The organism is Caulobacter sp. 10L414, assembly GCF_056395525.1.
Window position 1 is genome coordinate 29,127 of the sequence record NZ_JBFTJR010000039.1, and the last position, 20,251, is coordinate 49,377.

Genomic DNA, 20,251 nt, shown 5'->3' on the forward strand with positions numbered 1-20,251 from the left:
GGGCGCGAACGAAAAACGCCGCGACGGCCGATCGGCTGTCGCGGCGTTCTTCGTTGTCGGGGAGGTCCCAAGAGGGAGGCCCTAGGCCTTCCGGTTCAGGGTGATCGCGGTGGCGTTGTTGGCGTAGCCGGCGCCGTGGGCGCTGGGGCCGTAGCCGGCGGCCTGCGGGCGTTGGGCGGCGATCTCGTTGGCGACGGCGCGGACGAGGCCCTCGGTGACGGTCTTGGCCGCGGCGATGGCGCGCGACTGGCGGGCCAGCACGGCGTCGAAGGCCTCGGTGGCGCGCACCAGGCGGCGGCGACGGTCGGGCTGGGCGGCCTGCACGAGGGCGACGTTGCCGCGCACCCGCGCCGACTCGTGGCGATAGACGTTGGCCAGCTTGGCCGTCTCCTCGACGTGGCGGGCGGCCTCGTGCGGGCGGCGGGCCTCGAAGGCGGTGGCCTGCTTGGCGATCAGGTCGGTCAGGCGCTCGGTCAGGACGATCAGCTGTTCGACGCGCTCGTCTGAGGGAGAGAGGGGGGCGGAGCTCATCATTGGGCGACCTCCTGCAGGCCCTGCATCTTCAGCATCTCGCGCTGGACCGTGGAGGCCACGCCGATGCCGCCGGCCTTGGTCACTTCCTTGGCCATGGCGTCGGTGAGCAGCGACTTGAACATCTCCTCGCCCTGGCCGCCGCCGAAGGGCTCGGGCGTCTTCACGCCCTCGAACATCGACTGCATCATCACCGACAGGAACGAGGCCTCGAACTTCTGCGCCGTTTCCTTGATCTTGCCGCGCTTGAGCAGCTCGGCGGCCGAGTTGGCGGTGGGCGCAGAGCCGGCGGTCAGGCCGGTGATCGGCGGCGAGGCGATCGCGAAGGCGCTCATCACATCACCTCGATGTCGGCTTGCAGGGCGCCGGCGGCCTTCACCGCCTGCAGGATGGTGATCATGTCGCGCGGGGTGACGCCCAGGGCGTTGAGGCCGCCGACCAGGCTCTTGAGCGACGCGCCGCCGCCCAGGGTGATCAGCTTCTTGCCCTTTTCCTCGTCGATGCTGATCGCCGACTGCGGGACGACCGCGGTGCGGCCCTGGCTGAACGGGGCGGGCTGGCTGACGGCCGGGGTCTCCTGGACCGAGATGGTCAGGTTGCCCTGGGCGATCGCCACCTGGCTGATGCGGACGTCGTCGCCCATCACCACCACGCCGTTGACCTCGTCGATGATCACCTTCGCCGGGCCGTCGGGCTCGACTTCCAGGTTCTCGATGGCGGTCACGAAGCTGATCATGTCCATGCCGGCCGGCGAGCGGATGGCGACGATGGTCGGGTTCTGGGCCTGGGCGCAGCCCGGGTACTTGGAATTGATGGCGTCGGCGATGCGGCGCGAGGTGGTGAAGTCGGGGTTGCGCAGCGACAGGCGCAGCTCGCTCATGGCCACCATCTGGAAGCCGGTCTCGCGCTCGACGTCGGCGCCGGCGGCGATGCGGCCGGCGGTCGGTACGCCGCGGCTGATCGAGCTGCCCGAGGCGCCGCCGGCCGACACCGCGCCGGTCTGCACCTGGCCTTGGGCGACGGCGTAGGTCTGGCCGTCGGCGCCCTGCAGCGCGGTGACCAGCAGGGTGCCGCCCTGCAGGCTCTTGGCGTCGCCCATGGCCGAGACCGAGACATCGATCTTCGAGCCGGTGGCGGCGAACGGCGGCAGCTTGGCCGTGACCATGACGGCCGCCGAGTTCTTGGCGTTGAGGTTGGCGTCGCGGACGTTGACGCCCTGGCGCTCCAGCAGGGCTTCCATGCTCTGCTTGGTCATCGGCGCGTTGCGCAGGCTGTCGCCCGTGCCATTCAGGCCGGTGACGATGCCGTAGCCGATCAGGTGGTTATCGCGCACGCCTTCGACGGCGACGATGTCCTTGATCCGCGACTTGGCGACGGCCGGGGCGGCGACGACGGTCATGGCCGCGAGGGCCAGGCCGGCGAGAACGGAGCTGAAAAGTGAACGACGCATGGACTTCCACACCGAGGACGCAATTCCGTCGCGGCCCATGCCAGAATTGGGCCAGCGGAAAAGGTGAGGAAAATCAATGATCAAGGCGGGCAAAAACGCCTGCGACATTCCTGTCCGGCAGATTCTGCCCGGCATTAACCATACCTCAAGCGCGCTTCTCGAATATGAGTTCTCATCGGGGGGCGCGACTCCCTATATGTAAGCGTACAAGACCAGCGGTGGAGCGACGGTCGTCATGAAGGTTTCGAGCACGGGAGGCGTAGGCGCGGCTGGCGCATCACGCGCGCGGCCGACAGGCGGCGGGTCCAGCTTCTCGCTGCCCAGCGTCGGCGCGGCCGGCGGCGTGGCCGGAACCGCGGCGGCCGGCGGCCTGGCGGGCGTGGGCTCGCTGGACGCCCTGCTGGCCCTGCAGGCCAACATGGATCCGACCGAGCGCAAGCGCCGGGCGATCCGCCGGGCCGACGACATCCTCGACATCCTCGACGGCCTGAAGATCGCCGTGCTGGACGGGGAGGTCTCGCCCAGCACCATCGACAAGCTCAAGCGGGCCGTTCGCGAGCATCGCGAAGCCGTCGACGATCCGAAATTGCAGAGCCTGCTCAACGAGATCGAGACCCGCGCCGCCGTCGAAGAGGCCAAGTTGGCCGTCATGCGCGGCGCGTGAGGAGCAGCGGGATGGAACCTCTGGCCCTTTCCCGCGATTTTACAGCCCCGGTCGGTGCGGCGAAGCTCGCCGTATGCGTGAGTCGCCGTCGCCCGCAGGGGCGGTTCGCAGGCGCTCGCGCGTCTGAATGCGCCGCTCATGCGACGTTCATTGAACGGGGCTATCGTTTTGGTATAAGCACACCGCCCGCTGAGGGCGGAGTTCATCGGGGCGTGAGGCGTTGATGCAGACGGCCACTGTTCTTAAAGAACCGGACACCTATCGTCCTTCGGACGACGAGCCTTTCATGAACGAGCGTCAGCTTGAATATTTCAAGCAGAAGCTGCTCGGCTGGAAAGAAGAGATCCTCCGCGAATCTCGCGAGACGGTGTCCCATCTTCAGACTGAAACTGAAAACCATGCCGACCTCGCTGACCGGGCGTCGTCGGAAACCGACCGAGCGCTGGAACTGCGGACCCGCGATCGGCAACGGAAACTGATCTCCAAGATCGACCAGGCGTTGCGCCGCGTCGAAGACGGCAGCTACGGCTACTGCGAAGAGACCGGCGAGCCTATCGGCCTGGCCCGTCTCGACGCCCGTCCGACCGCCACCCTGAGCCTCGAGGCCCAGGAGCGTCACGAGCGCCGTGAACGCGTTCATCGCGACGACTGAGGCCTTTTCGGCCTCGACTGATGTGTTTCAAGCGGCCTCGCCCCCTCGGGCGGGGCCGTTTTCTGTTTGGCGGGACGGGGAGGGGGCGCCTACTTGGCCAGGCCCGACTTTTGCAGGGTCTTGTAGGCCTTGATCACGCGCTGGAGCTTGTGCTCGGCGCTGCGGTCGCCGCCGTTCATGTCGGGGTGGCAGCGCTTGAGCAGTTCCTTGTAGCGGGCGCGGATGGCCGCGGCGTCGGCGTCGACGTCCAGATCCATGTCGGCCAGGGCCTGGCGCTCCAGCTTGCCGACGGCGCGGCCCGTGCCGGCGGACTCCGCGCGGCGCTGCTGGGCGCGGAACAGGCCGAACGGGTCGGCCATGTTGCGGGCGTCGCGGGCGGCGGCGGCGGCGGCCTCGCGCGAGCCGGCGTCGGCCTTCATGCTCCAGGTGGGGCGGCCGCCGGTCATCTTCTCGCGTTCCTGCTCGGCGCGAATCTGACCCTCGTTCATGCCGGCGTAGAAGTTCCAGTTCTTGTTGTACTCGGCCGCGTGCTGCTGGCAGAAGTTGTAGTACTGGCCGGGCAGGTCGCGGCTCTTGGGCGCCTTGGCGTCGGCCGGACGCAGGCAGTCGGCGTGGTCGCAGCGCTTCTGGCCGGGCTTTAGCTTGTAGACGTCGTCCGCGCGCGGACCCTCCTCCTCGCCCGGCTTGGGCGGGCGGACCCGGATGTCGAAGAACTTGGGGCGATACTCGAACGCGCGGCTCATGGCGCTTAGAGTAAGCGCAGGCTATTTCCGTTCAAGGATTGACATGCCGGAGATCACCATGGGCGCCGTCGCAGACGCCATCGAAGCCAAGCTCACCGCCGCTTTTTCGCCCACCAGGCTGGAACTGGTCGACGACAGCGATCGCCACAGCGGCCACTCGGGCCACCGCGAGGGCGGCGAGAGCCACTTCAACCTGACCATCGAGGCCCAGGCCTTTGCGGGCAAGCCGCGCGTGGCCCGCCAGCGGCTGATCTTCCAGGCCCTGCGCGAGGAGATGGCCGGCCCCGTGCACGCCCTGTCGATCGTGGCCCTGGCGCCCGGCGAAAGCTGAACTGGAAGGTGCGGTTTGCGCTTGCATAACCGCCCCGCGACTGATTGCCTCGGTTCCCGGCGCGATCCTGCCGGGATCCGAGGGATGGCATGAGCGCCGCACGTTCTTTTTCCGATATCTCAGGCTCCGACGAAGCCGCCGTCGCCGCGCGGCTGCCGGACTATCTGGCGCGGTCCTACGCCCGCTATTCGAACTTCACCGTCGCCAGCGCCGTAGTCGACGACCAGGGCGGCGTGCATTTCGGCGTCAATGTCGAGAACGCGGCCTATCCGTCGGGCACCTGCGCCGAGCAGGCGGCGATCGGCGCGATGATCACCGCCGGCGGGCGCCGGATCGAGCGCGTCTACATCGCCGCCGGCTCCGACGCCGTGGTCCAGCCCTGCGGCGCGTGCCGTCAGCGCATCGGCGAGTTCGCCAGCAAGACCTGCGAGATCGTCTCGGTGCAGGGCGGCGCGACCACGGTGCGCACGCCGTTCTGGAGCCTGCTGCCCGAAGCGTTCGGGCCGGGGGACCTGGAGTAGGGGGCAGGCCCCCTCAGTCGGCTTCGCCGACAGCTCCCCCAAAGGGGGAGCATCTGGGCGCTCTAGATCCTCCCCCTCTGGGGGAGGTGGCCCGGAGGGCCGGAGGGGGCCCTACGGCCTAAGCAATGATGTCCGGGGTCACCTGGTCTTCCAGGCGCACGATCTCGTCCTTCAAAGCCAGCTTGCGGCGCTTGAGGCGGGCGATCTGCAGCATGTCGGGCTGGGGGCGTTCCTCCAGGGCCGAGACGGCGTCCGACAGGTCCTGGTGCTCCTCGCGCAGCGTCGCCAGGCGACGCTCCACCGCGATGATGGTGTCTTCCGAAGGATCGTCGTCATTCATGGACGTTCCTCCCGTGGGCCCCTGTCCGAAGGCGGTGATAGATAGCAAAGCCTGACGGGCGGTAAAGGGCTCTCACGGCCGTTCAGGCCAGGGCGTCGGCAAGTCTGGCCAGCGCCGCCTCGGGCGGCGGATCGCCGGTGGCCCGGGCGGCCGCCAGCAGGGCGCCATAGACGTCGCGGGTGGCGGCGACGGGGCCGCAGGTCGCCTCCAGGCTTTCCATCAAGAGCTTCTCGCCGGCCAGCTCGGCCGCCTTGACCTGCTCGCGGAAGGTCTCGCGGGCGGCGTCCTCGACGTCGGGGCGCGAGGGCTTGAGCGCCCGGCGCACGCCGCGCAGCGGCGCGCCCACCTCGGCCTCCCAGGCGCGGATCAGGCCGGCGGCGCGCGGCAGGTCGACGGGACGTCCCTCCAGCGCGGCCCAGGCGGCCCACAGCAGGAACGGCGCGTTCTGGCCGTGGGCGTCCTGTAGGTGCAGGCACGCGGCTGCGACAGGCTGTCGCGCATAGACGCCGAGCGCCCAGTCCCAGAACCGCATGGCCGTTAATTTTCGTCCGCTTGATTGACGGTTGGCAGGTCCTCGCCCCAGCGCTTCACCGGGCCCCAGGTCAGGCCGAAGAGATCCAGCGCGCGGCCCACCGACTGGTCGACCATCTCCTCGATGGAGGCGGGCTTGGCATAGAAGGCCGGAACCGGCGGGGCGATCACCGCGCCCATCTCGGCAAGGCGCGTCAGGGTGCGCAGGTGGCCCAGGTGCAGCGGGCTTTCGCGCACCATCAGCACCAGCGGCCGGCGCTCCTTCAGCGCCACGTCGGCGGCGCGGGTCAGCAGGGACGAGGTCACGCCGGTGGCGATCTCGCTCATGGTCCGCACCGAACAGGGGGCGACGATCATGCCCAGCGTGCGGAACGAGCCCGAGGCGATCGAGGCGCCGACGTCGCCGACCCGGTGCGCGACGTCGGCCATGGCCGCCACGTCGCCGACCGCAAGGCCGGTCTCCTGGGTCAGGGTCAGTGCCGCCGACTTGCTCATGACGAGGTGGCTTTCGACCCCCAGGTCGCGGCAGGCGGCCAGGGTCCGCAGGCCGTACAGCGCCCCCGAGGCGCCGGAAATTCCGACGACCAGGCGAGGCTTGGTGGCAGGCGTTGCGGCGTCCGTCATGGTGAATTTTCGTCCGTCACGGGATTAAGCGACGCCACGTCAAGCGCTGCTGGTTGCAATCATATGTGATCTGACAGTCCGGGCCAGCGGGTGTTCACTCCTTCGGTCAACAGCCCAAAAGGAGGCCGAACCGATGGCCATCGAATCCCGTATCCGCGAGCTGGGGTCCCGTCACGAGAACCTCGACCGCACGATCCAGGAGGAGACCAACCGTCCGGGTAGCGACGCCACCAGGCTCCGAGAGCTCAAGCGGCAGAAGCTCAGGCTCAAGGAGGAGATAGAGGGACTTCGAGCCCGGCTCCACTAGAGCCTGCCTGTTTCCACGGGAAACAGATTAGCAGGCTCGCCCACAGAATATTTGGAGCGTGCCGAGCCACGCTCCGGCCGAAAGGCATAGAAAAGGCCCATCCGAGCGTCGGATGGGCCTTTTTGCTGTCTGAGACCAGACGAGGATCAGTCCTCGTCGTCCTCGTCGTCGACATTGCCCGAGAACGAGCCGAACACGTCTTCGGCCTTGGGCTCGGCGCGCGAGGCGCGGATGTCGCGCTCTTCCTGCTCTTCCTCGGTGAGATAGGCGGTTTCGGCCGCCGGGCGCAGGGTGGGGTCTTCGGCGACGATGCCGCGCTTGGCGTCTTCCTTGGCCTTCTTCTCGGCGGCCTTCTTGACGAGGGCGTCGAGTTCCAGCTGGCCGACGAGGCCAAGCGTCACCGGGTCGACCGGCTTGATGTTGGCCGCGTTCCAGTGGGTGCGGTTGCGCACCTGCTCGATGGTGGCCTTGGTCGTGCCGAGGATCTTGGAGATCTGGGCGTCGGTCACTTCCGGGTGGTGGCGGATGAACCAGGCGATGGCGTCCGGACGGTCCTGGCGGCGCGACACCGGGGTGTAGCGCGGAGCCTTCTTGGCCGGCTTCAGCAGCTCGGCGTGACGGCTGACCTGGGCCTTCATGCGGTAGTTCGGGTTGCCCTGGGCCTTGTCCAGCTCTTCGCGGGTCAGCTGGCCGTTGCCGATGGGATCGGCGCCGCGGATGTCGCGCGCCACTTCGCCGTCGGCGATGCCGCGGACTTCCAGCGGGTGCAGGCCGCAGAAGTCGGCGATCTGCTCGAAGCTCAGCGAGGTGTTGTCCACGAGCCAGACGGCGGTCGCCTTGGGCATCAGGATCTCGGACATGCGGTCCTCCAGAAATGACGGCGCCCGACCTTTCGGCCGGGCGGGGTTGTTCAACACCGAGCTATAATGCGGTTCTCAGCGAAAGGGAACGGGGATCGACGCTCGCTCGCTTGGTTCCTGCTATGCTCGCGACGATTACCGCCCTCGTCCAGAATCGTGCGAGCGGCGCGCCGACGTTGGGCCAAGGTCGAACATAGGAGTTCCATTGCGGTCGGCATTGGTGATTGCGCACCCCGGGCACGAGCTTCGCTTGAGCGCCTGGTCCAGACGCGAGCGGCCCGATCTGATCGTCGTCGCCAAAGGCGCGCGCAGCCGGCTGGACGAAGGGCGCATGGCCGCTAGCCGCGCGCTGGCCGCCGAGACCGGGGCCCAGCCGCGCGAGCCGTTCGGCGCCTTCCATGACGTGACGCTGTACCAGTGGATCATGGCCGGCCAGGTCGAGCCGTTCCTGACCCTGGCCGAGACCCTCGCCAAGGCCTTCGTGGCGCGCGGCGTGGGGCTGGTGGTGACCGACGGCTGGCAGAACTACAATCCGGTGCATGATCTGACCCACCTGATGGCGCGAACGGCCGCGGCGATCGCCGAGGCTCGCCTGGGCCGGCCGCTCGCCTGTCTCGACTATCCGGTCGTCCTGGGCGCGAACGCTCACGCAGAACCCGGGCCCGAGGTCAGGCGCATCGCCCTGGCGGCGCGGGAGGCCGCCTGGAAGCGGGGGCTGATCGCGCGCTTTCCCGACATTTCCGACGACGTCGCCGCGCTGGTCGAGGCGGTCGGCGCCGTTGCGATCGAGGTCGAAACCCTGCATCAGCCGCCGCCCCTGGAGGCCCTGATCCCGTCCGGCGCGCCCTGGTACGAGAGCCACGGGCGTTCCCGCGTCGCAGCCGGCGTCTATGACCAGGCCCTGACCTGGGCGCACATGCGGCCGGTGGTCGCCGCACTGGCCGACCGGATGGGCGCCGCGCCGGCGGTGTACGCATGCTGAGGAGAGAGGGCCTGAGGGTCCTGCTGACCAATCTGACCCTGGCCAGCCGTTCGGGCACCGAGGTGCTGACGCGGGAGCTGGCGCTGGCGCTGATGCGGGCCGGGCATCGACCCATGGTCTATTCCCCGCGGCTGGGACCGATCGTCGAGGAACTGCGAAGCGCCTCGATCCCGGTGGTCGACGACATCGACCTGATCGCCGAGCCGCCGGACGTGATCCACGGCCATCACCTGACCCAGACCGCGGCGGCGGCGGCGCGCTTTCCGCGGACGCCGGCCATCTTCGTCTGCCATGACTTTGTCGCCTGGCACGACGCCGCGCCCAAGCTGCCGAACATCGTGACCTACGTGGCGATCAGCCGGGCGTTTCGCGACCGCCTGACCGTTCAGGACGGGATCGCGCCCGAGCGGGTGGAGGTGATCCTCAACGCCGTCGACCTGCGACGCTTCCAGCCGGGGCCGCCCCTGCCGGCGGCTCCGCGCCGCGCCCTGGCCTTCGCCAAGAACTTCGGACACCTGGAGGCGATCAGGGCCGCCTGCCAGGCCCGGGGCGTGGAGCTCGACACGGTCGGAAGCTTCGGCGGGGGGCTGGTGGCCCGGCCCGAGGCGCTGATCCCGCAGTACGACGTGGTGTTCACCAGCGCCATGAGCGCGATCGAGGCCATGGCCTGCGGGCGCGCCGTGATCGTCTGCGACGGACGCGGGTTCGCCGGCATGGTCGACAGCCGCGTCTATGACGACTGGCGGCAGGAGAACTTCGGCCTGCGCCTGCTGTCGCGGCCGGTCAGCGTCGAGAACGTCGCCGCCGCGCTGGACGCCTATGACGCCGAGGACGCCGCCGGCGTGGGCGCGCGGGTGCGGGCCGAGGCGGGCGTGGACGACTGGGCCGCGCGCTACGTGGCGCTCTACGACCGTGTGATCGCGTCCTGGGCGGACGAGCCCGCCGTCTCAGGCGAAGCGGCGGCGCGCGCCGTGGCTCGCCACCTGCAGGCCTGGGATCCCGGCGGCGATTACGGCGGCTGGACCGGCGAGCGGGCGCGCCTGCTTGAGCAGATCGCCGCCCTGGAGCGCGGCCTGGATCCGCTGACGCCCGGCCAGCCCAGCGGGCCCGGCGCGAGCAATCGGCTTTCGCTCAGCGGCTTTCATGCGGTCGAGCCCTGGGGGGCCTGGTCGGCCCGTCCGCGATGCCAGGCCCGCCTGCGCCTGGCGCCGGGCGACGAGGGGCGGCGGCTGAGCCTGACGGTGGCGGCCTTCGCCTCGCCCAGCCGCCAGAGCTACGACCTGGCCGTGCGCCTGAACGGCGAGGCCTGGATGAGCGTGCGGCTGGAGGCCGGGGAGCCGATCACCGTCGCGGCCGACCTGCCGCCCGGCCTCGATCCGGGCCTGCACTGGCTGACGTTCGAGACTGAGCGCTGCGTGTCGCCGCGCGACGACGGGCTTTCCGACGATGATCGCGCGCTGGGCTTTGGCCTGTGCGCGATCCAGGTGGACTAGGTCGGGCCGACATTCAGCCGGCCCGGCCGCTTCCCGCCGAACTCCCCCGCGAAGGCGGGGCGGCGGGAAAGGACCCTCAGGTGGTCAGGGCCACCTTGCCCACGTGCTCGCCGGCTTCCAGGTGAGCGTGGGCCTTGGCGGCGTCGGCCAGGGGGAAGACGGCGTCGACGATGGGCTTGAGCTTGCCGGCCGCGATCCAGGGCCAGACGACGCGCTCGACCTCGGCGGCCAGGCGGGCCTTTTCGTCGGCGGGGCGGGGGCGCAGGGTCGAGCCGGTGATCACCGCGCGCTTCTGCATCACCTTCATCACCGGCACTTCCAGCACGCCGCCGGCCAGGGCGGCGATGTAGACGATGCGGCCGCCGGTCTTCAGGGCCTCGAGGTTCTTGYCGAAATAGGCCGCCCCGACCATGTCGAGCACCACGTCGACGCCGCCGGCCGCCTTGGCGATCTCCGCGAAGTCCTCGGTCTTGGCGTCGACGGCCAGATCGGCGCCCAGTTCCAGCGCCTTGGCCTTCTTGTCGGCCCCGCGGCCGGTGGCGATGACGGTCGCGCCGGCCGCCTTGGCCATGGCGATCGCCGTTGTCCCGATACCGGACGTGCCACCATGAATCAAAATGGTCTCGCCGGGCTTCAGCGCGCCATGTTCGAACACGTTGGCGAAGACGGTGAAGACCGTCTCGGGCAGGGCGGCGGCATGGACGAAATCAAAGCCCTCGGGCACGGGCAGGGCCTGGCGGGCGTCGACCACGGCGTATTGCGCATAGCCGCCGCCGCCCAGCAGGGCGCAGACCTTGTCGCCGACCTTCCAGCGTCCGGCGGCGACCTCGACCTCGCCGGCCACTTCGAGGCCCAGGGTGGTCGGCGCGCCTGGCGGCGGGGGGTAGAAACCCAGGCGTTGCAACAGATCGGGGCGATTGACGCCGGCCGCGCGGACCCGGATCAGGATCTCGCCGGGGCCCGGCGTCGGGCGTTCCACCTCTGCCGGACGCAGGGCGTCGGCCGCCCCTTTTCCGCCCTCGATCTCGATCGCGGTCATGGTCTGGGACATCGGCCTGTCGCTCCGTCGCGCTTGCGTTGCGCCCTAGGTAGGCGTCTCATGGTCGGTCGGAAAGGGAGGTCATCCATGATCGAAGAGCCGGTCGAGCCGCGCGCGTTCCGCGGCGACGCGCTGAACACGGCCACGCACGAGGATCTCGAGATCTACGGCGTGCGCGAACTGGAAGAGCGGATCGAGGCGCTGGAAGCCGAGATCGCCCGCACCAAGGCCCAACTCAGCAAGAAGAAAGCGGGACGCGCGGCGGCCGATGCGCTGTTTGGTCGCCTAGACTAACGAAGGGTTTACGCTAGCAGTGGACGCTGACGTGCGCCTGTCGGTCGCACCGAGTCGGGCGGTCGCGAAACGGGACGTTAAGACTTGGCACGGGGGTTGCAGTCCTCCCCGACAAGCGAGACGTCCTCGCGGCCTTTGGGGCATTGAGTAGACATGACCGATCCGAACGCGTCCACGGCCCCCTGGCGGGCGGGAGTCATCCAGGACTTCGCCCGCTCGGAATTGTTCGACCGCACCTTCGACGAGGGCATGCTGCTGGTCGAGGAGACCGCGGCTTATCTCGACGGCGCCGGCCGGCACGACAGCAAGATCCTCTCGCGCAACGCCGCCCTGGCCTATGCGAGCGAAAGCATGCGCCTGACCACCCGCCTGATGCAGGTGGCCTCGTGGCTGCTGGTGCAGCGCGCGGTGAAGGAAGGCGAGATGGCCCCCGAGGCCGCCTGCGCCGAGAACTATCGCCTGGCCCTGGAGGCCGGCGAGCAGCAGGCCGCCGTCGAAGACCTGCCCTTCGGCCTGGTCAGCCTGCTGCAGCGCTCCGAGCGCCTGTACGAGCGCGTCCGCCACCTGGACCAGCGCATGTATGTCGAGGCCGCCGCCGTCGACGAGGCCCCGCGCCCCGTCCAGGCCCAGTTCGACCGCCTGACCGCCGCCTTCGGCGCGGCCTGACGCCGGTTCAACCGACTTCAAAAGCGGGGTAGGAGAGGCGCGTGACTCAAGCGCCATCCTCCGACTCGCACTTCCTGGGCCGCGTGCTCGTCCTGGCCGGATCGGATTCCGGCGGCGGCGCGGGCGTCCAGGCCGACATCAAGACCATCACCGCGCTCGGCGGCTATGCGGCCACGGCGATCACCGCCGTCACCGTGCAGAACACCCTGGGCGTCACCGGCGTGCACCCGATCCCGCTCGAGGTGATCGAGGCCCAGGCCCGCGCCGTGCTCGACGACATCGGCGCCGACGCCTTCAAGACCGGCATGCTGGGCGACGTCGGCGTGGTCGAGACCGTGGCCCGCGTGCTGGCGAGCGCGCCGGAAGTTCCCGCCGTCGTCGATCCGGTGATGATCGCCAAGGGCGGTGCGCCGCTGCTGGCCGAGCGCGCGATCGACGCGGTCAAGGCGCTGATGATCCCCCGCGCTGCCCTGCTGACCCCCAACGCCCCCGAGGCCAGCGCCCTGACGGGCCTGGCCGTCGAGACCCTCGACGACCAGCGCCGCGCCGGCGAGGCCCTGCTGGCCCTGGGCGCCAAGGCCGTGCTGATGAAGGGCGGCCATGTTGCCAACAAGAGCGAAAAGGGAATCGAGCGGGTCGTCGACCTCCTGATCACCCCGCAGGGCGAGACCAGCTTCGAGGGCGAGCGGATCGACACCCGCCACACCCACGGCACCGGCTGCACCCTGGCCAGCGCGATCGCCGCTGGCCTGTCGCAAGGCCTGCCGCTGACCCAGGCCGTCGCCCGGGCCTGGAACTACGTGCACGAAGCCATGCTGCGCGCCCCGGGGCTGGGCAAGGGCCACGGCCCGCTGGACCACGCCTGGCCGGTGCGCTGATGAGCGACCTCGAAGCCCGCCTGATCGAGATCGTCCGCGCCACGCCGACGACCATGCAGGTGCTGCGCACCATCCGTGATCTCGACCTGCCCGACTGGATGATCTTTTCCGGGGCGGTCTACCAGCCAGTGTTCAACAGCCTGACCGGCCGGCCGCTGGACTACGGCATCAAGGACTACGACGTCGCCTATCACGACGATCGCGACACCTCCTACGAGGCCGAGGACGTCGTGATCCAGCGCGTCGCCGCCGCCTTCGAGCCGCCGCTGCGCGAACTGGTCGAGGTGCGCAACCAGGCCCGGGTGCACCTGTGGTTCGAGAAGAAGTTCGGCGCCGACGAGCCCTATCCGGCCCTGCGCTCCAGCGCCGAGGCCCTGGAGCGGTTCGTTGCCACGGCGTTCTGCGTGGGCGTGCGGCTGGAGGCGGACGAGACCCTGCGGGTCTGGGCGCCGTTCGGCCTGGACGACCTGTTCGCCATGCGCCTGCGGCCCAATCCCCTGCGGGTGAAGGGCGCGGGCGGCTGGGCGCGCACCACCGGCTCGGCCAAGGCCCGCTGGCCGGAGATCAGCGTCGAGGGCTGAGCGCTCTGGACGCTTCGGGCGGGCCGCTCTACGAAACTTGATAGCGCTATCATTTTCGTGAGCGATCCATGGCCCTGCCGCGCCGCACCCTGTTCAAAGGCCTCCTGGCGGGCGCCGCCGCAGCGCCGGCCCTGGCGGCGCAGGCCGGGCCTATCGACAAGGCCGCGCCGGCCTGGGGCAAGGGCCCCGACGGCCGCCGCATCGCCGACCGCGGCGACGGGACCTACCTGAACCCGATCATCGCCGGCGACCATCCCGACCCGACGATCCTCAAGGACGGCGAGGTCTACTACATGACCTTCTCATCGTTCCTGGCCTATCCGGGACTGGTGATCTGGAAGTCGACCGACCTGGTGAACTGGGCGCCGGTCGGTCCGGCGCTGAAGGCGCCGCTGGGCACGATCTGGGCCGTTGACCTCGTCAAGCACGAGGGCCGCTACTTCATCTACATCCCGGCCGATCCGACCGGACAGGGCTGGTCGATCTTCGTCATCTGGGCCGACAGCATCGAGGGGCCGTGGAGCGAGCCGGTCGATCTGAAGATCAGCGGCTGCATCGATCCTGGCCACGTCGTCGGCGAGGACGGGCGGCGCTATCTCTTCGTCAACGGCGTGCGCAAGATCCGCCTGACCGACGACGGCCTGGCGACCGACGGCCCGCTGGAGAAGGCCTACGACCCCTGGCGCTATCCCGACGACTGGATCGTCGAGAACTTCGCCCCCGAAGGCCCCAAGCTGCTGCGCCACGGCGGCTGGTTCTACCTGATCACGGCCGTGGGCGGCACGGCCGGGCCGGTGACCGGCCACATGGTCATCGCCGCCCGCTCGCGCTCGGTGCACGGCCCGTGGGAGCACTGCCCGCACAATCCGCTGGTGCGCACGCGCAGCAAGGACGAGCCGTGGTGGTCGCGCGGCCACGCCAGCCTCGTCGAGGGGCCGGCCGGCGACTGGTGGATGGTCTATCACGGCTACGAGAACGGCTACTGGACGCTGGGCCGCCAGACCCTGCTGGAGCCGATCGAATGGACCGCCGACGGCTGGTTCCGGCCGCTGGGCGGGGATCTCTCCAAGCCCATCAGAAAGCCGCGCGGCGGCAAGGCCGGGCCTTCGGGGCTGTCGCTGAGCGACGACTTCTCGGCCGACCGCATGGGCGTGCAGTGGGCCTTCCACGAGCCGGGACCCGACGAGGCCGCCCGCGCGACCTATGGCGACAGGGCGCTGACGCTGAAGGGCAGGGGAGCCTCGCCGATCGACAGCGCACCGCTGACCTGCATCGTCGGCGACCGCTCGTACGAGGCCGAGATCTCGCTGGAACTGACGGGCGAGGCCGAGGCGGGGATCCTGCTGTTCTACAATCACAAGGCCTTCGTGGGCCTGGGGGTCACGCCAAGCGCGCTGAAGACCTTCCAGTACGCCGAGGAGCTGGCCTGGGCGCGAATCGCCCACCAGCGCCGGAAGGTTCGCCTGAAGATCCGCAACGACGAGCACGTGGTGACCTACTGGTACTCGTACGACGACGGCGCGACCTGGACCCGCCACGGCACGCGCATGGAGGTGTCGGGCATGCACCACAACGTGTTCGGCGGCTTCATCAGCCTGAAGATCGGGATCTATGCGGCCGGGACCGGCCAGGCGACGCTGCGCGACTTCGTCTACCGCGCCGGTTTGCCGAAGGTTGCCGAAAGCGCCGTTCCGGGAGTATTGTCACCATGACAATACTCCTTTTGCCTCATGAGGCATTGCCCGCTACCTCTGGAGCCCGCTGCAAGAGGAGGCTCCGGTGCGGATCGCGGTTCTGACGTTCGACGGCTACAACGAGCTGGACTCGTTCATCGCCTCGGCGATCCTCAATCGCATGAAGGGCCACGGCTGGGCGGCCTACATCACCGCCCCGACGGCGCAGGTGACCTCGCTGAACGGGGTGACCGTGCAGCGCCAGCAGCCGCTGGAGTTCGCCGCGCAGGCCGACGCCGTGCTGATCGGCAGCGGTTCGAAGACGCGCCAGATCGCGGCCGACGCCGAATTGCTGTCGCGCATCGCGCTGGACCCGTCGCGCCAGCTGATCGGCGCGCAATGCTCGGGAACCCTGCTGCTGGCCAGGCTGGGCCTGATCGGCGAGCTGCCGGCCTGCACCGACCTGACGACGAAGCCCTGGGTGGTCGAGGCCGGGGTGCAGGTGCTGGACGCCCCGTTCGTCGCCCACGGCAACGTCGCCACCGCCGGCGGCTGTCTGGCCTCGCAGTACCTGGCCGCCTGGACCATCGCGCGCCTGGCGGGCCTGGAAGAGGCCAAGGCCGCCATCCACTACGTCGCGCCGGTGGGGGAGAAGGAGACGTATGTCGCCCGCGCCCTGGCCGCGATCACGCCCCATCTACCGGCCGCCAGCGCCGCCGCCTGAGTTCGAGGAGCCTTTCATGCGCCAGTGGACCATCGACGCCTTCGCGTCCGCCCCCTTCAAGGGCAACCCGGCCTGCGTGGTCGAGCCGTTCGACCGCTGGCCGTCCGACGCCTGGATGCAGGCCCTGGCGGCCGAGAACAACCAGGCCGAGACGGCCTTCCTGCTGAAGACCGCCGACCCGGCCCGCTACGGCCTGCGCTGGTTCACGCCGGCCCGGGAGGCGCCCCTGTGCGGCCACGCGACCCTGGCGGCGGCGCACGCCCTGTTCGCCGAACTGGACGTGGCGGTCGAGACGCTGGCCTTCGACACCCTGTCGGGCGAGCTGCGGGTGCGGCGCGATGGCGAGCGGCTGGAGATGGACTTTCCGGCCAATCCGCCGCGCCGGGTCGAGGCGCCCGAGGGGCTCGCCGAGGCCCTGGGCGCCAAGGTGGTCGAGGCCTGGGCCGGGGCCTATCTGGTGGCGGTGCTGGAGGACGAGGCCGCGGTGCGGGCGCTTGCGCCCGATCTGGCCGCGCTGAACCGCGTCGACAGCGACGCGACCGACGGCAAGGGCCAGGTGATCGCGGTGGCGATGGCGGATGCGGGGCGATCCTATGCGGTGGTCAGCCGGTTCTTCGCGCCGGCGGCCGGGATCCCCGAGGATCCGACCACCGGGTCGGCCCACTGCATCCTGATGCCGCTCTATGGCGACAAGCTGGGCAGGACGGCGCTGGAGTTCCACCAGGCCTATCCCGGCCGGGGCGGGGACCTGTCATGCGAAAGCCGCGGCGCGCGCGTGATCCTGCGCGGCCGCGGCCTCACTGTGGTGGACAGCCGGCTCCGGGTGGAGCCGGCCTACTAGTCGCCGTTACCAGCGGTTGGGAGCGCCGCGGCCGTAGCCGTGGCCGTAGTCGCGGTCGTTACGCTCGTAGCGGATCTGGGCGCTGATGCGGTCCAGGCGACGGTCGAGGTCGGCGCGTTCCCAGCCGTTCAGGCCGCCGGCGCGGTAGCGGTACTCGAGGCGCGAGACTTCGCGCAGCTCGCCCTGCAGGCGGCGGGCCTCGTGGCGGGTCAGGTCGCCGGTGCGCACGCCGCGGTCGATCCGCTGTTCGAGCTGCGCCTGGCGCTGGTTGATGGGCTGGGCCATGGCCGCGGCGGGGACGGTGGCGGCCGCCAGGGCCGAGACCGCAACGATCGGCAGAATGATCTTCTTCATCGGTTCGGTTCCTTTCAACTGGTCCGTCGCCGGTCGCGACGACGTTGAAGACAAGAAACCACGTGCCGCCTGAAGCGGTTCTGAGCCCGTCGTTATGTTGGGTTCATCTACCTGAAGTCGTTGTCATGAGCGCGGAGCGAGCGTCGCGGGTCAGGTCCTGGGGCGTACTCAATTGAAAGCTTCAGGATACTTGTCATCCCGGCGTTCCGCTGCGCTACGGCCGGGATGACAGGGTCATTGGCGTCTGAAAACGCCCGGTCGTGGGCGGAACAATTGAGATCAGGCGGCGGCCGCCTCGGCCGCGGCCAGGCGCGCGGCGGCGGCCACGGCGTCCTCGATGGCGGTGTAGAGCTTGGTGACCTCGATCGGCTTGGCCACGTGGCCGTCCATGCCGGCGGCCAGATAGCCCTCGACCTGGTGGACCAGGGCGTTGGCGGTGACCGCCACGATCGGGGTGCGCGGGCGGCCTTCGGCCTTTTCCAGCGAGCGGATGGTGCGGGCGGCCTCGACGCCGTCCATCACCGGCATGTGGATGTCCATCAGGATCACGTCGTAGCCGCCGGCGCGCCAGGCCTCGACGCAGGCCGCGCCGTCGGCGACCAGCGCCACCTCGGCCCCCAGGGGGGCGAGCACGGCGGCGATGACCTTCTGGTTGGTCAGGTTGTCGTCGGCGGCCAGCACGCGCAGGCGACGCGAGGCGGCCTCGTCGACCGGTTCGGCCGCGACGGGCGGGGCGGCGGCGATTTCGCCGCGACCACGCGGCATGGCCACGACGACGGTGAAGGTCGAGCCCTGGCCCTCGCGGCTCTGGACGTGGATGCCCCCGCCCATGACGGCGGCCAGTTCGCGGCAGATCGACAGGCCAAGGCCCGAGCCGCCGAAGCGGCGCGTGGTCGAGCTGTCGGCCTGGACGAACTTGTCGAACAGGCGCGGCACGGTGTCGGCGGCGATGCCGATGCCGGTGTCGGTGACGTCGATGCGCAGGCCCGAGCCGTCCTCGGCCGAGGCGAAGCGCACCGAGACCGCGCCTTCCAGCGTGAACTTCAGGGCGTTGGACACCAGGTTGTTGAGGATCTGGCGCAGGCGATCGGCGTCGCCATGCCAGCCGCCCAGGGCCTCGGGGGCGACCATGACGCCGAATTCCAGGCCCTTGTCGCGGGCCTGGTCGACGAAGGTCTCGCGCAGCGAGGCGGCCAGGGAGGACAGGTCGAAGTCGCGCTCGACCAGCTCCAGGCGGCCGGCCTCGATCTTCGACAGGTCGAGCACGTCGTTCAGCACGGCCAGCAGCAGGCCGCCGGATTCGCGGATCACCGACAGGCGCTCGCGCTGGCGGGCCGAAAGCTCGTCCATGGCCATCACCTCGGTCATGGCCAGCACGCCGTTCAGGGGCGTGCGGATCTCGTGGCTCATATTGGCCAGGAAGTGCGACTTCAGGACGTTGGCGGCGTTGGCGTCGTCGCGGGCCTTGACCAGCTCGCCCATGGCCGAGCGCAGGTCGTGGTCGTTGGCCTCGAGGCGCGAGACCAGATGGTTGAAGCTGTCGGTCAGGCTGTGGAAGACGTCGTCGTCGCTGGCCTGCTGCACGGGGCTGTAGCGGCCGCCCTGGGCCATGTCGTGCATGGCGTCGGACAGCCGCTGCATCGGCTTGGTCATCCGCCGGGCCAGGCTGTTGGCCAGCAGGATCGCCAGGCCCGCGGCGCCGAAGAACAGCGCGCCGGTCAGGGCCAGGTCGCGGGCCAGGATCTCGACCAGGCTGGGCTGGCGGGCCACCAGGGCCAGTTCGCCGACCTTGCGGCCCTGCAGCACGACCGGACGGGTCAGGGTTTCGACATTGGCCTCGTTCTCGACGCCGATGCGGGCGACGGTCTGGCCCGACAGGTCGACGAGGCGGGCGCCGGCCACGTGCGGCGCGCGGATGACGGCGTCCAGCGCCCGGCTGGCGCCGACGGCGTTGTGGTCGGCCAGGGCCGGGGCGGCGCCGGCGGCCACCATCTCGGCCAGGACGCGGTGGTTCTCGCGGGCTTCCTGCCGCGCCACGCTCCATTGCTGGAGCATGAAGCACAGGCATGCGGCGGTGAGCGCGGCGACCGTGGTGCCCAGCGCCACGCCGGCGATTCGCGCCTGCAAGGGCGCGTGAGCGGCGGCTTCCGAATTGCGGCGCGTGTCGTCCATGGCCCTTCCGCAGGTCAAACATGGCCATTTTGCCGCAAGGTTCCTAACGACTCGCTTCCGCCCCCAGGTGCAGTCGCGACAAAACAACGCTAGGGCGCATTTTCGATTGCGACGGCGTTAATGATTCGTTTACCTATTCACTCGGTTCTCTGGAGGAGTCGGGTGTGGAAAAAGTTTTCGTAGCTCAACGGGTCGCCAATAAGCTGTTCGCGACCGAGAACGCCGTGGATACGGCGATGATGGAAGCCGCCGAACTGATGGCGGACATGCTGAAGGCCCGTAAGGACCTCGGCCTGTYGGCGGTCGTCGGCGACAAGGCCAGCGCGAAGCTGGTCGAGGCCCTGGCCGCGCTGGGAGAAGCCCGCAGCGCCATGGTCGACATGCATGGCCAGCTGAACGAAGTGAAGCTGCGCATGGGCATCCGCACGAAGCTGGCGGGTGTGGAAGACAAGTCGGGTGATCTTGGCACCCCGACCGGTCACGCCGAAGGTCTTCGCACCGTCGCCTGACGGCAAAGTTGCAAGACTTTAACTTAGCAGGGCCCCTAATTTGCGTTAGGGGCCTTTCGCATGCTTGCTAGCGCCATCTCCGCCGCGATCTGGATTGCGATCGTCTCGCTGGTGGCGTTCGCATGGCTGAAGGGAAGCCGTCCCGAGCGCATGGGCTCGCTGGCCGTCCTGCTCGGCGCGCTGGCCGTGATGCTCACCCACAAGCTGATGCCGGAAGGCGCGCAGGCCGTCGTGCTGCTGGTCATCGACGCGGCGCTGGCCGTGGCCTTCCTGATGCTGGCGATGCGTTTCGTCAGCCAGTGGCTGGGCGTGGCGATGCTTCTGCAGGCCGTCCAGTTCAGCCTGCACGCCTACTATCTGGTGGTCGAGAAGCCGCACGACTACCTCTACAGAAGCGTCAACAACATCAACACCATCGGCGTCCTGCTGGCGGTGCTGGTCGGCACGCTGCTGGCCTGGCGTCGCAACGCCCGCGCCGCAAAATAATTGCC

At 69.6% G+C, this 20,251-nt stretch carries 27 protein-coding genes; 16 read left to right on the plus strand and 11 right to left on the minus strand.

All coding sequences use genetic code 11. The annotated features are described in order from the left end of the window. Positions 1-81 precede the first annotated feature (81 nt). Genes AC1DCG_RS16075 through AC1DCG_RS16085 form a run of 3 tightly spaced genes read right to left on the minus strand, consistent with a single transcriptional unit; the run spans position 82 to position 1,981 of the window. Complete coding sequence (locus tag AC1DCG_RS16075; RefSeq protein ID WP_165257983.1) at positions 82-531, minus strand: flagellar basal body protein; 450 nt, start codon at positions 529-531, stop codon at positions 82-84. Then, entirely contained in the window at positions 531-866 is a 336-nt protein-coding gene (locus tag AC1DCG_RS16080) for a rod-binding protein (protein WP_477028903.1), read from the minus strand. The genes AC1DCG_RS16075 and AC1DCG_RS16080 overlap by 1 nt, the downstream gene beginning before the upstream one ends. After that, positions 866-1,981, minus strand: coding sequence for a flagellar basal body P-ring protein FlgI (locus AC1DCG_RS16085; protein ID WP_477028904.1), 1,116 nt, complete (start codon positions 1,979-1,981; stop codon positions 866-868). Before AC1DCG_RS16085 ends, AC1DCG_RS16080 begins: the two co-directional genes overlap by 1 nt. A gap of 235 nt (positions 1,982-2,216) precedes the next feature. On the opposite strand from AC1DCG_RS16085, the gene fliX reads away from it, so the two are divergent. Together fliX and dksA are read left to right on the plus strand one after the other, a co-directional pair. After that, the gene (fliX, locus tag AC1DCG_RS16090) at positions 2,217-2,645 is read left to right on the plus strand and encodes a flagellar assembly regulator FliX (RefSeq protein ID WP_165257977.1); all 429 of its coding nucleotides are present in this window, start codon (positions 2,217-2,219) and stop codon (positions 2,643-2,645) included. Positions 2,646-2,868: 223 nt separating this feature from the next. Then, the gene (gene dksA / locus AC1DCG_RS16095) at positions 2,869-3,297 is read left to right on the plus strand and encodes an RNA polymerase-binding protein DksA (protein WP_058346549.1); all 429 of its coding nucleotides are present in this window, start codon (positions 2,869-2,871) and stop codon (positions 3,295-3,297) included. Between the two features lie 89 nt (positions 3,298-3,386). Here dksA and AC1DCG_RS16100 read toward each other — a convergent pair whose 3' ends face one another. Further along, positions 3,387-4,040 (minus strand): J domain-containing protein, encoded by a 654-nt coding sequence (locus AC1DCG_RS16100; RefSeq protein ID WP_165257975.1) that lies wholly within the window; start codon positions 4,038-4,040, stop codon positions 3,387-3,389. A 58-nt stretch (positions 4,041-4,098) separates the two neighbouring features. Between AC1DCG_RS16100 and AC1DCG_RS16105 the strand changes: the two genes are divergently transcribed. After that, the gene (locus AC1DCG_RS16105) at positions 4,099-4,371 is read left to right on the plus strand and encodes a BolA family protein (RefSeq protein ID WP_165257973.1); all 273 of its coding nucleotides are present in this window, start codon (positions 4,099-4,101) and stop codon (positions 4,369-4,371) included. A gap of 89 nt (positions 4,372-4,460) precedes the next feature. Next, positions 4,461-4,892, plus strand: coding sequence for a cytidine deaminase (gene cdd, locus AC1DCG_RS16110; protein ID WP_477028905.1), 432 nt, complete (start codon positions 4,461-4,463; stop codon positions 4,890-4,892). Between the two features lie 118 nt (positions 4,893-5,010). On the opposite strand, the gene AC1DCG_RS16115 is transcribed toward cdd, so the two are convergent. The 3 genes from AC1DCG_RS16115 to AC1DCG_RS16125 all read right to left on the minus strand — a co-directional run bounded on the left by AC1DCG_RS16115 (position 5,011) and on the right by AC1DCG_RS16125 (position 6,387). After that, positions 5,011-5,232 (minus strand): YdcH family protein, encoded by a 222-nt coding sequence (locus AC1DCG_RS16115; RefSeq protein ID WP_116568103.1) that lies wholly within the window; start codon positions 5,230-5,232, stop codon positions 5,011-5,013. Between the two features lie 82 nt (positions 5,233-5,314). Then, positions 5,315-5,764, minus strand: coding sequence for a TIGR02444 family protein (locus AC1DCG_RS16120; protein WP_477030340.1), 450 nt, complete (start codon positions 5,762-5,764; stop codon positions 5,315-5,317). A 5-nt stretch (positions 5,765-5,769) separates the two neighbouring features. Beyond that, the gene (locus tag AC1DCG_RS16125) at positions 5,770-6,387 is read right to left on the minus strand and encodes a UbiX family flavin prenyltransferase (RefSeq protein WP_477030341.1); all 618 of its coding nucleotides are present in this window, start codon (positions 6,385-6,387) and stop codon (positions 5,770-5,772) included. 133 nt (positions 6,388-6,520) lie between these two features. Between AC1DCG_RS16125 and AC1DCG_RS16130 the strand changes: the two genes are divergently transcribed. Further along, on the plus strand, positions 6,521-6,694 hold the full coding sequence (locus AC1DCG_RS16130) for a YdcH family protein (RefSeq protein ID WP_058346543.1): 174 nt from the start codon (positions 6,521-6,523) through the stop codon (positions 6,692-6,694). 146 nt (positions 6,695-6,840) lie between these two features. On the opposite strand, the gene AC1DCG_RS16135 is transcribed toward AC1DCG_RS16130, so the two are convergent. Beyond that, positions 6,841-7,554 (minus strand): DUF1013 domain-containing protein, encoded by a 714-nt coding sequence (locus AC1DCG_RS16135; RefSeq protein ID WP_477030342.1) that lies wholly within the window; start codon positions 7,552-7,554, stop codon positions 6,841-6,843. A gap of 331 nt (positions 7,555-7,885) precedes the next feature. Here AC1DCG_RS16135 and AC1DCG_RS16140 point away from each other — a divergent pair, with 331 nt between their 5' ends. After that, on the plus strand, positions 7,886-8,536 hold the full coding sequence (locus AC1DCG_RS16140; protein WP_477030343.1) for a hypothetical protein: 651 nt from the start codon (positions 7,886-7,888) through the stop codon (positions 8,534-8,536). Continuing rightward, complete coding sequence (locus AC1DCG_RS16145) at positions 8,530-10,029, plus strand: glycosyltransferase family 4 protein (protein WP_477030344.1); 1,500 nt, start codon at positions 8,530-8,532, stop codon at positions 10,027-10,029. The genes AC1DCG_RS16140 and AC1DCG_RS16145 overlap by 7 nt, the downstream gene beginning before the upstream one ends. 76 nt (positions 10,030-10,105) lie before the next feature. Here AC1DCG_RS16145 and AC1DCG_RS16150 read toward each other — a convergent pair whose 3' ends face one another. Beyond that, on the minus strand, positions 10,106-11,080 hold the full coding sequence (locus AC1DCG_RS16150; RefSeq protein WP_477041554.1) for an NAD(P)H-quinone oxidoreductase: 975 nt from the start codon (positions 11,078-11,080) through the stop codon (positions 10,106-10,108). Between the two features lie 75 nt (positions 11,081-11,155). On the opposite strand from AC1DCG_RS16150, the gene AC1DCG_RS16155 reads away from it, so the two are divergent. The 7 genes from AC1DCG_RS16155 (at position 11,156) to AC1DCG_RS16185 (ending at position 16,725) form a co-directional block, all read left to right on the plus strand. Beyond that, positions 11,156-11,362, plus strand: a complete 207-nt coding sequence (locus AC1DCG_RS16155) for a DUF1192 domain-containing protein (RefSeq protein ID WP_101712357.1) — start codon at positions 11,156-11,158, stop codon at positions 11,360-11,362. 153 nt (positions 11,363-11,515) lie between these two features. Then, positions 11,516-12,028, plus strand: a complete 513-nt coding sequence (gene rcdA / locus AC1DCG_RS16160) for a protease adaptor protein RcdA (protein WP_058350123.1) — start codon at positions 11,516-11,518, stop codon at positions 12,026-12,028. Positions 12,029-12,102: 74 nt separating this feature from the next. Next, complete coding sequence (gene thiD, locus AC1DCG_RS16165) at positions 12,103-12,906, plus strand: bifunctional hydroxymethylpyrimidine kinase/phosphomethylpyrimidine kinase (protein ID WP_477030404.1); 804 nt, start codon at positions 12,103-12,105, stop codon at positions 12,904-12,906. Next, positions 12,903-13,487: a nucleotidyltransferase family protein gene (locus AC1DCG_RS16170; protein WP_477030405.1), complete on the plus strand. Its 585-nt coding sequence runs from the start codon at positions 12,903-12,905 to the stop codon at positions 13,485-13,487. Before thiD ends, AC1DCG_RS16170 begins: the two co-directional genes overlap by 4 nt. A gap of 68 nt (positions 13,488-13,555) precedes the next feature. Beyond that, complete coding sequence (locus tag AC1DCG_RS16175; protein WP_477030346.1) at positions 13,556-15,199, plus strand: family 43 glycosylhydrolase; 1,644 nt, start codon at positions 13,556-13,558, stop codon at positions 15,197-15,199. A gap of 67 nt (positions 15,200-15,266) precedes the next feature. Then, positions 15,267-15,884: a DJ-1/PfpI family protein gene (locus AC1DCG_RS16180; protein WP_477030347.1), complete on the plus strand. Its 618-nt coding sequence runs from the start codon at positions 15,267-15,269 to the stop codon at positions 15,882-15,884. A 16-nt stretch (positions 15,885-15,900) separates the two neighbouring features. Then, a complete protein-coding gene (locus tag AC1DCG_RS16185; RefSeq protein WP_477030348.1) occupies positions 15,901-16,725 on the plus strand; it encodes a PhzF family phenazine biosynthesis protein in 825 nt (274 codons plus the stop codon). A gap of 6 nt (positions 16,726-16,731) precedes the next feature. On the opposite strand, the gene AC1DCG_RS16190 is transcribed toward AC1DCG_RS16185, so the two are convergent. Both AC1DCG_RS16190 and AC1DCG_RS16195 read right to left on the minus strand, forming a co-directional pair. After that, complete coding sequence (locus AC1DCG_RS16190) at positions 16,732-17,079, minus strand: hypothetical protein (RefSeq protein ID WP_477030349.1); 348 nt, start codon at positions 17,077-17,079, stop codon at positions 16,732-16,734. A 279-nt stretch (positions 17,080-17,358) separates the two neighbouring features. Beyond that, positions 17,359-19,251, minus strand: coding sequence for an ATP-binding protein (locus AC1DCG_RS16195; RefSeq protein ID WP_165257946.1), 1,893 nt, complete (start codon positions 19,249-19,251; stop codon positions 17,359-17,361). A gap of 164 nt (positions 19,252-19,415) precedes the next feature. Between AC1DCG_RS16195 and AC1DCG_RS16200 the strand changes: the two genes are divergently transcribed. Then, the gene (locus AC1DCG_RS16200) at positions 19,416-19,760 is read left to right on the plus strand and encodes a hypothetical protein (RefSeq protein WP_477041555.1); all 345 of its coding nucleotides are present in this window, start codon (positions 19,416-19,418) and stop codon (positions 19,758-19,760) included. A 60-nt stretch (positions 19,761-19,820) separates the two neighbouring features. Continuing rightward, positions 19,821-20,246, plus strand: a complete 426-nt coding sequence (locus tag AC1DCG_RS16205; protein ID WP_165257943.1) for a hypothetical protein — start codon at positions 19,821-19,823, stop codon at positions 20,244-20,246. The last annotated feature ends 5 nt before the right edge of the window (positions 20,247-20,251 follow it).

Coding starts and splice junctions, on each gene's coding strand:
- AC1DCG_RS16075 (WP_165257983.1), bottom strand. CDS start 531: ATGAGCTCCGCCCCCCTCTCTCCCTCAGACGAGCGCGTCGAACAGCTG.
- AC1DCG_RS16080 (WP_477028903.1), bottom strand. CDS start 866: ATGAGCGCCTTCGCGATCGCCTCGCCGCCGATCACCGGCCTGACCGCC.
- AC1DCG_RS16085 (WP_477028904.1), bottom strand. CDS start 1,981: ATGCGTCGTTCACTTTTCAGCTCCGTTCTCGCCGGCCTGGCCCTCGCG.
- fliX (WP_165257977.1), top strand. CDS start 2,217: ATGAAGGTTTCGAGCACGGGAGGCGTAGGCGCGGCTGGCGCATCACGC.
- dksA (WP_058346549.1), top strand. CDS start 2,869: ATGCAGACGGCCACTGTTCTTAAAGAACCGGACACCTATCGTCCTTCG.
- AC1DCG_RS16100 (WP_165257975.1), bottom strand. CDS start 4,040: ATGAGCCGCGCGTTCGAGTATCGCCCCAAGTTCTTCGACATCCGGGTC.
- AC1DCG_RS16105 (WP_165257973.1), top strand. CDS start 4,099: ATGGGCGCCGTCGCAGACGCCATCGAAGCCAAGCTCACCGCCGCTTTT.
- cdd (WP_477028905.1), top strand. CDS start 4,461: ATGAGCGCCGCACGTTCTTTTTCCGATATCTCAGGCTCCGACGAAGCC.
- AC1DCG_RS16115 (WP_116568103.1), bottom strand. CDS start 5,232: ATGAATGACGACGATCCTTCGGAAGACACCATCATCGCGGTGGAGCGT.
- AC1DCG_RS16120 (WP_477030340.1), bottom strand. CDS start 5,764: ATGCGGTTCTGGGACTGGGCGCTCGGCGTCTATGCGCGACAGCCTGTC.
- AC1DCG_RS16125 (WP_477030341.1), bottom strand. CDS start 6,387: ATGACGGACGCCGCAACGCCTGCCACCAAGCCTCGCCTGGTCGTCGGA.
- AC1DCG_RS16130 (WP_058346543.1), top strand. CDS start 6,521: ATGGCCATCGAATCCCGTATCCGCGAGCTGGGGTCCCGTCACGAGAAC.
- AC1DCG_RS16135 (WP_477030342.1), bottom strand. CDS start 7,554: ATGTCCGAGATCCTGATGCCCAAGGCGACCGCCGTCTGGCTCGTGGAC.
- AC1DCG_RS16140 (WP_477030343.1), top strand. CDS start 7,886: ATGGCCGCTAGCCGCGCGCTGGCCGCCGAGACCGGGGCCCAGCCGCGC.
- AC1DCG_RS16145 (WP_477030344.1), top strand. CDS start 8,530: ATGCTGAGGAGAGAGGGCCTGAGGGTCCTGCTGACCAATCTGACCCTG.
- AC1DCG_RS16155 (WP_101712357.1), top strand. CDS start 11,156: ATGATCGAAGAGCCGGTCGAGCCGCGCGCGTTCCGCGGCGACGCGCTG.
- rcdA (WP_058350123.1), top strand. CDS start 11,516: ATGACCGATCCGAACGCGTCCACGGCCCCCTGGCGGGCGGGAGTCATC.
- AC1DCG_RS16175 (WP_477030346.1), top strand. CDS start 13,556: ATGGCCCTGCCGCGCCGCACCCTGTTCAAAGGCCTCCTGGCGGGCGCC.
- AC1DCG_RS16185 (WP_477030348.1), top strand. CDS start 15,901: ATGCGCCAGTGGACCATCGACGCCTTCGCGTCCGCCCCCTTCAAGGGC.
- AC1DCG_RS16190 (WP_477030349.1), bottom strand. CDS start 17,079: ATGAAGAAGATCATTCTGCCGATCGTTGCGGTCTCGGCCCTGGCGGCC.
- AC1DCG_RS16195 (WP_165257946.1), bottom strand. CDS start 19,251: ATGGACGACACGCGCCGCAATTCGGAAGCCGCCGCTCACGCGCCCTTG.
- AC1DCG_RS16205 (WP_165257943.1), top strand. CDS start 19,821: ATGCTTGCTAGCGCCATCTCCGCCGCGATCTGGATTGCGATCGTCTCG.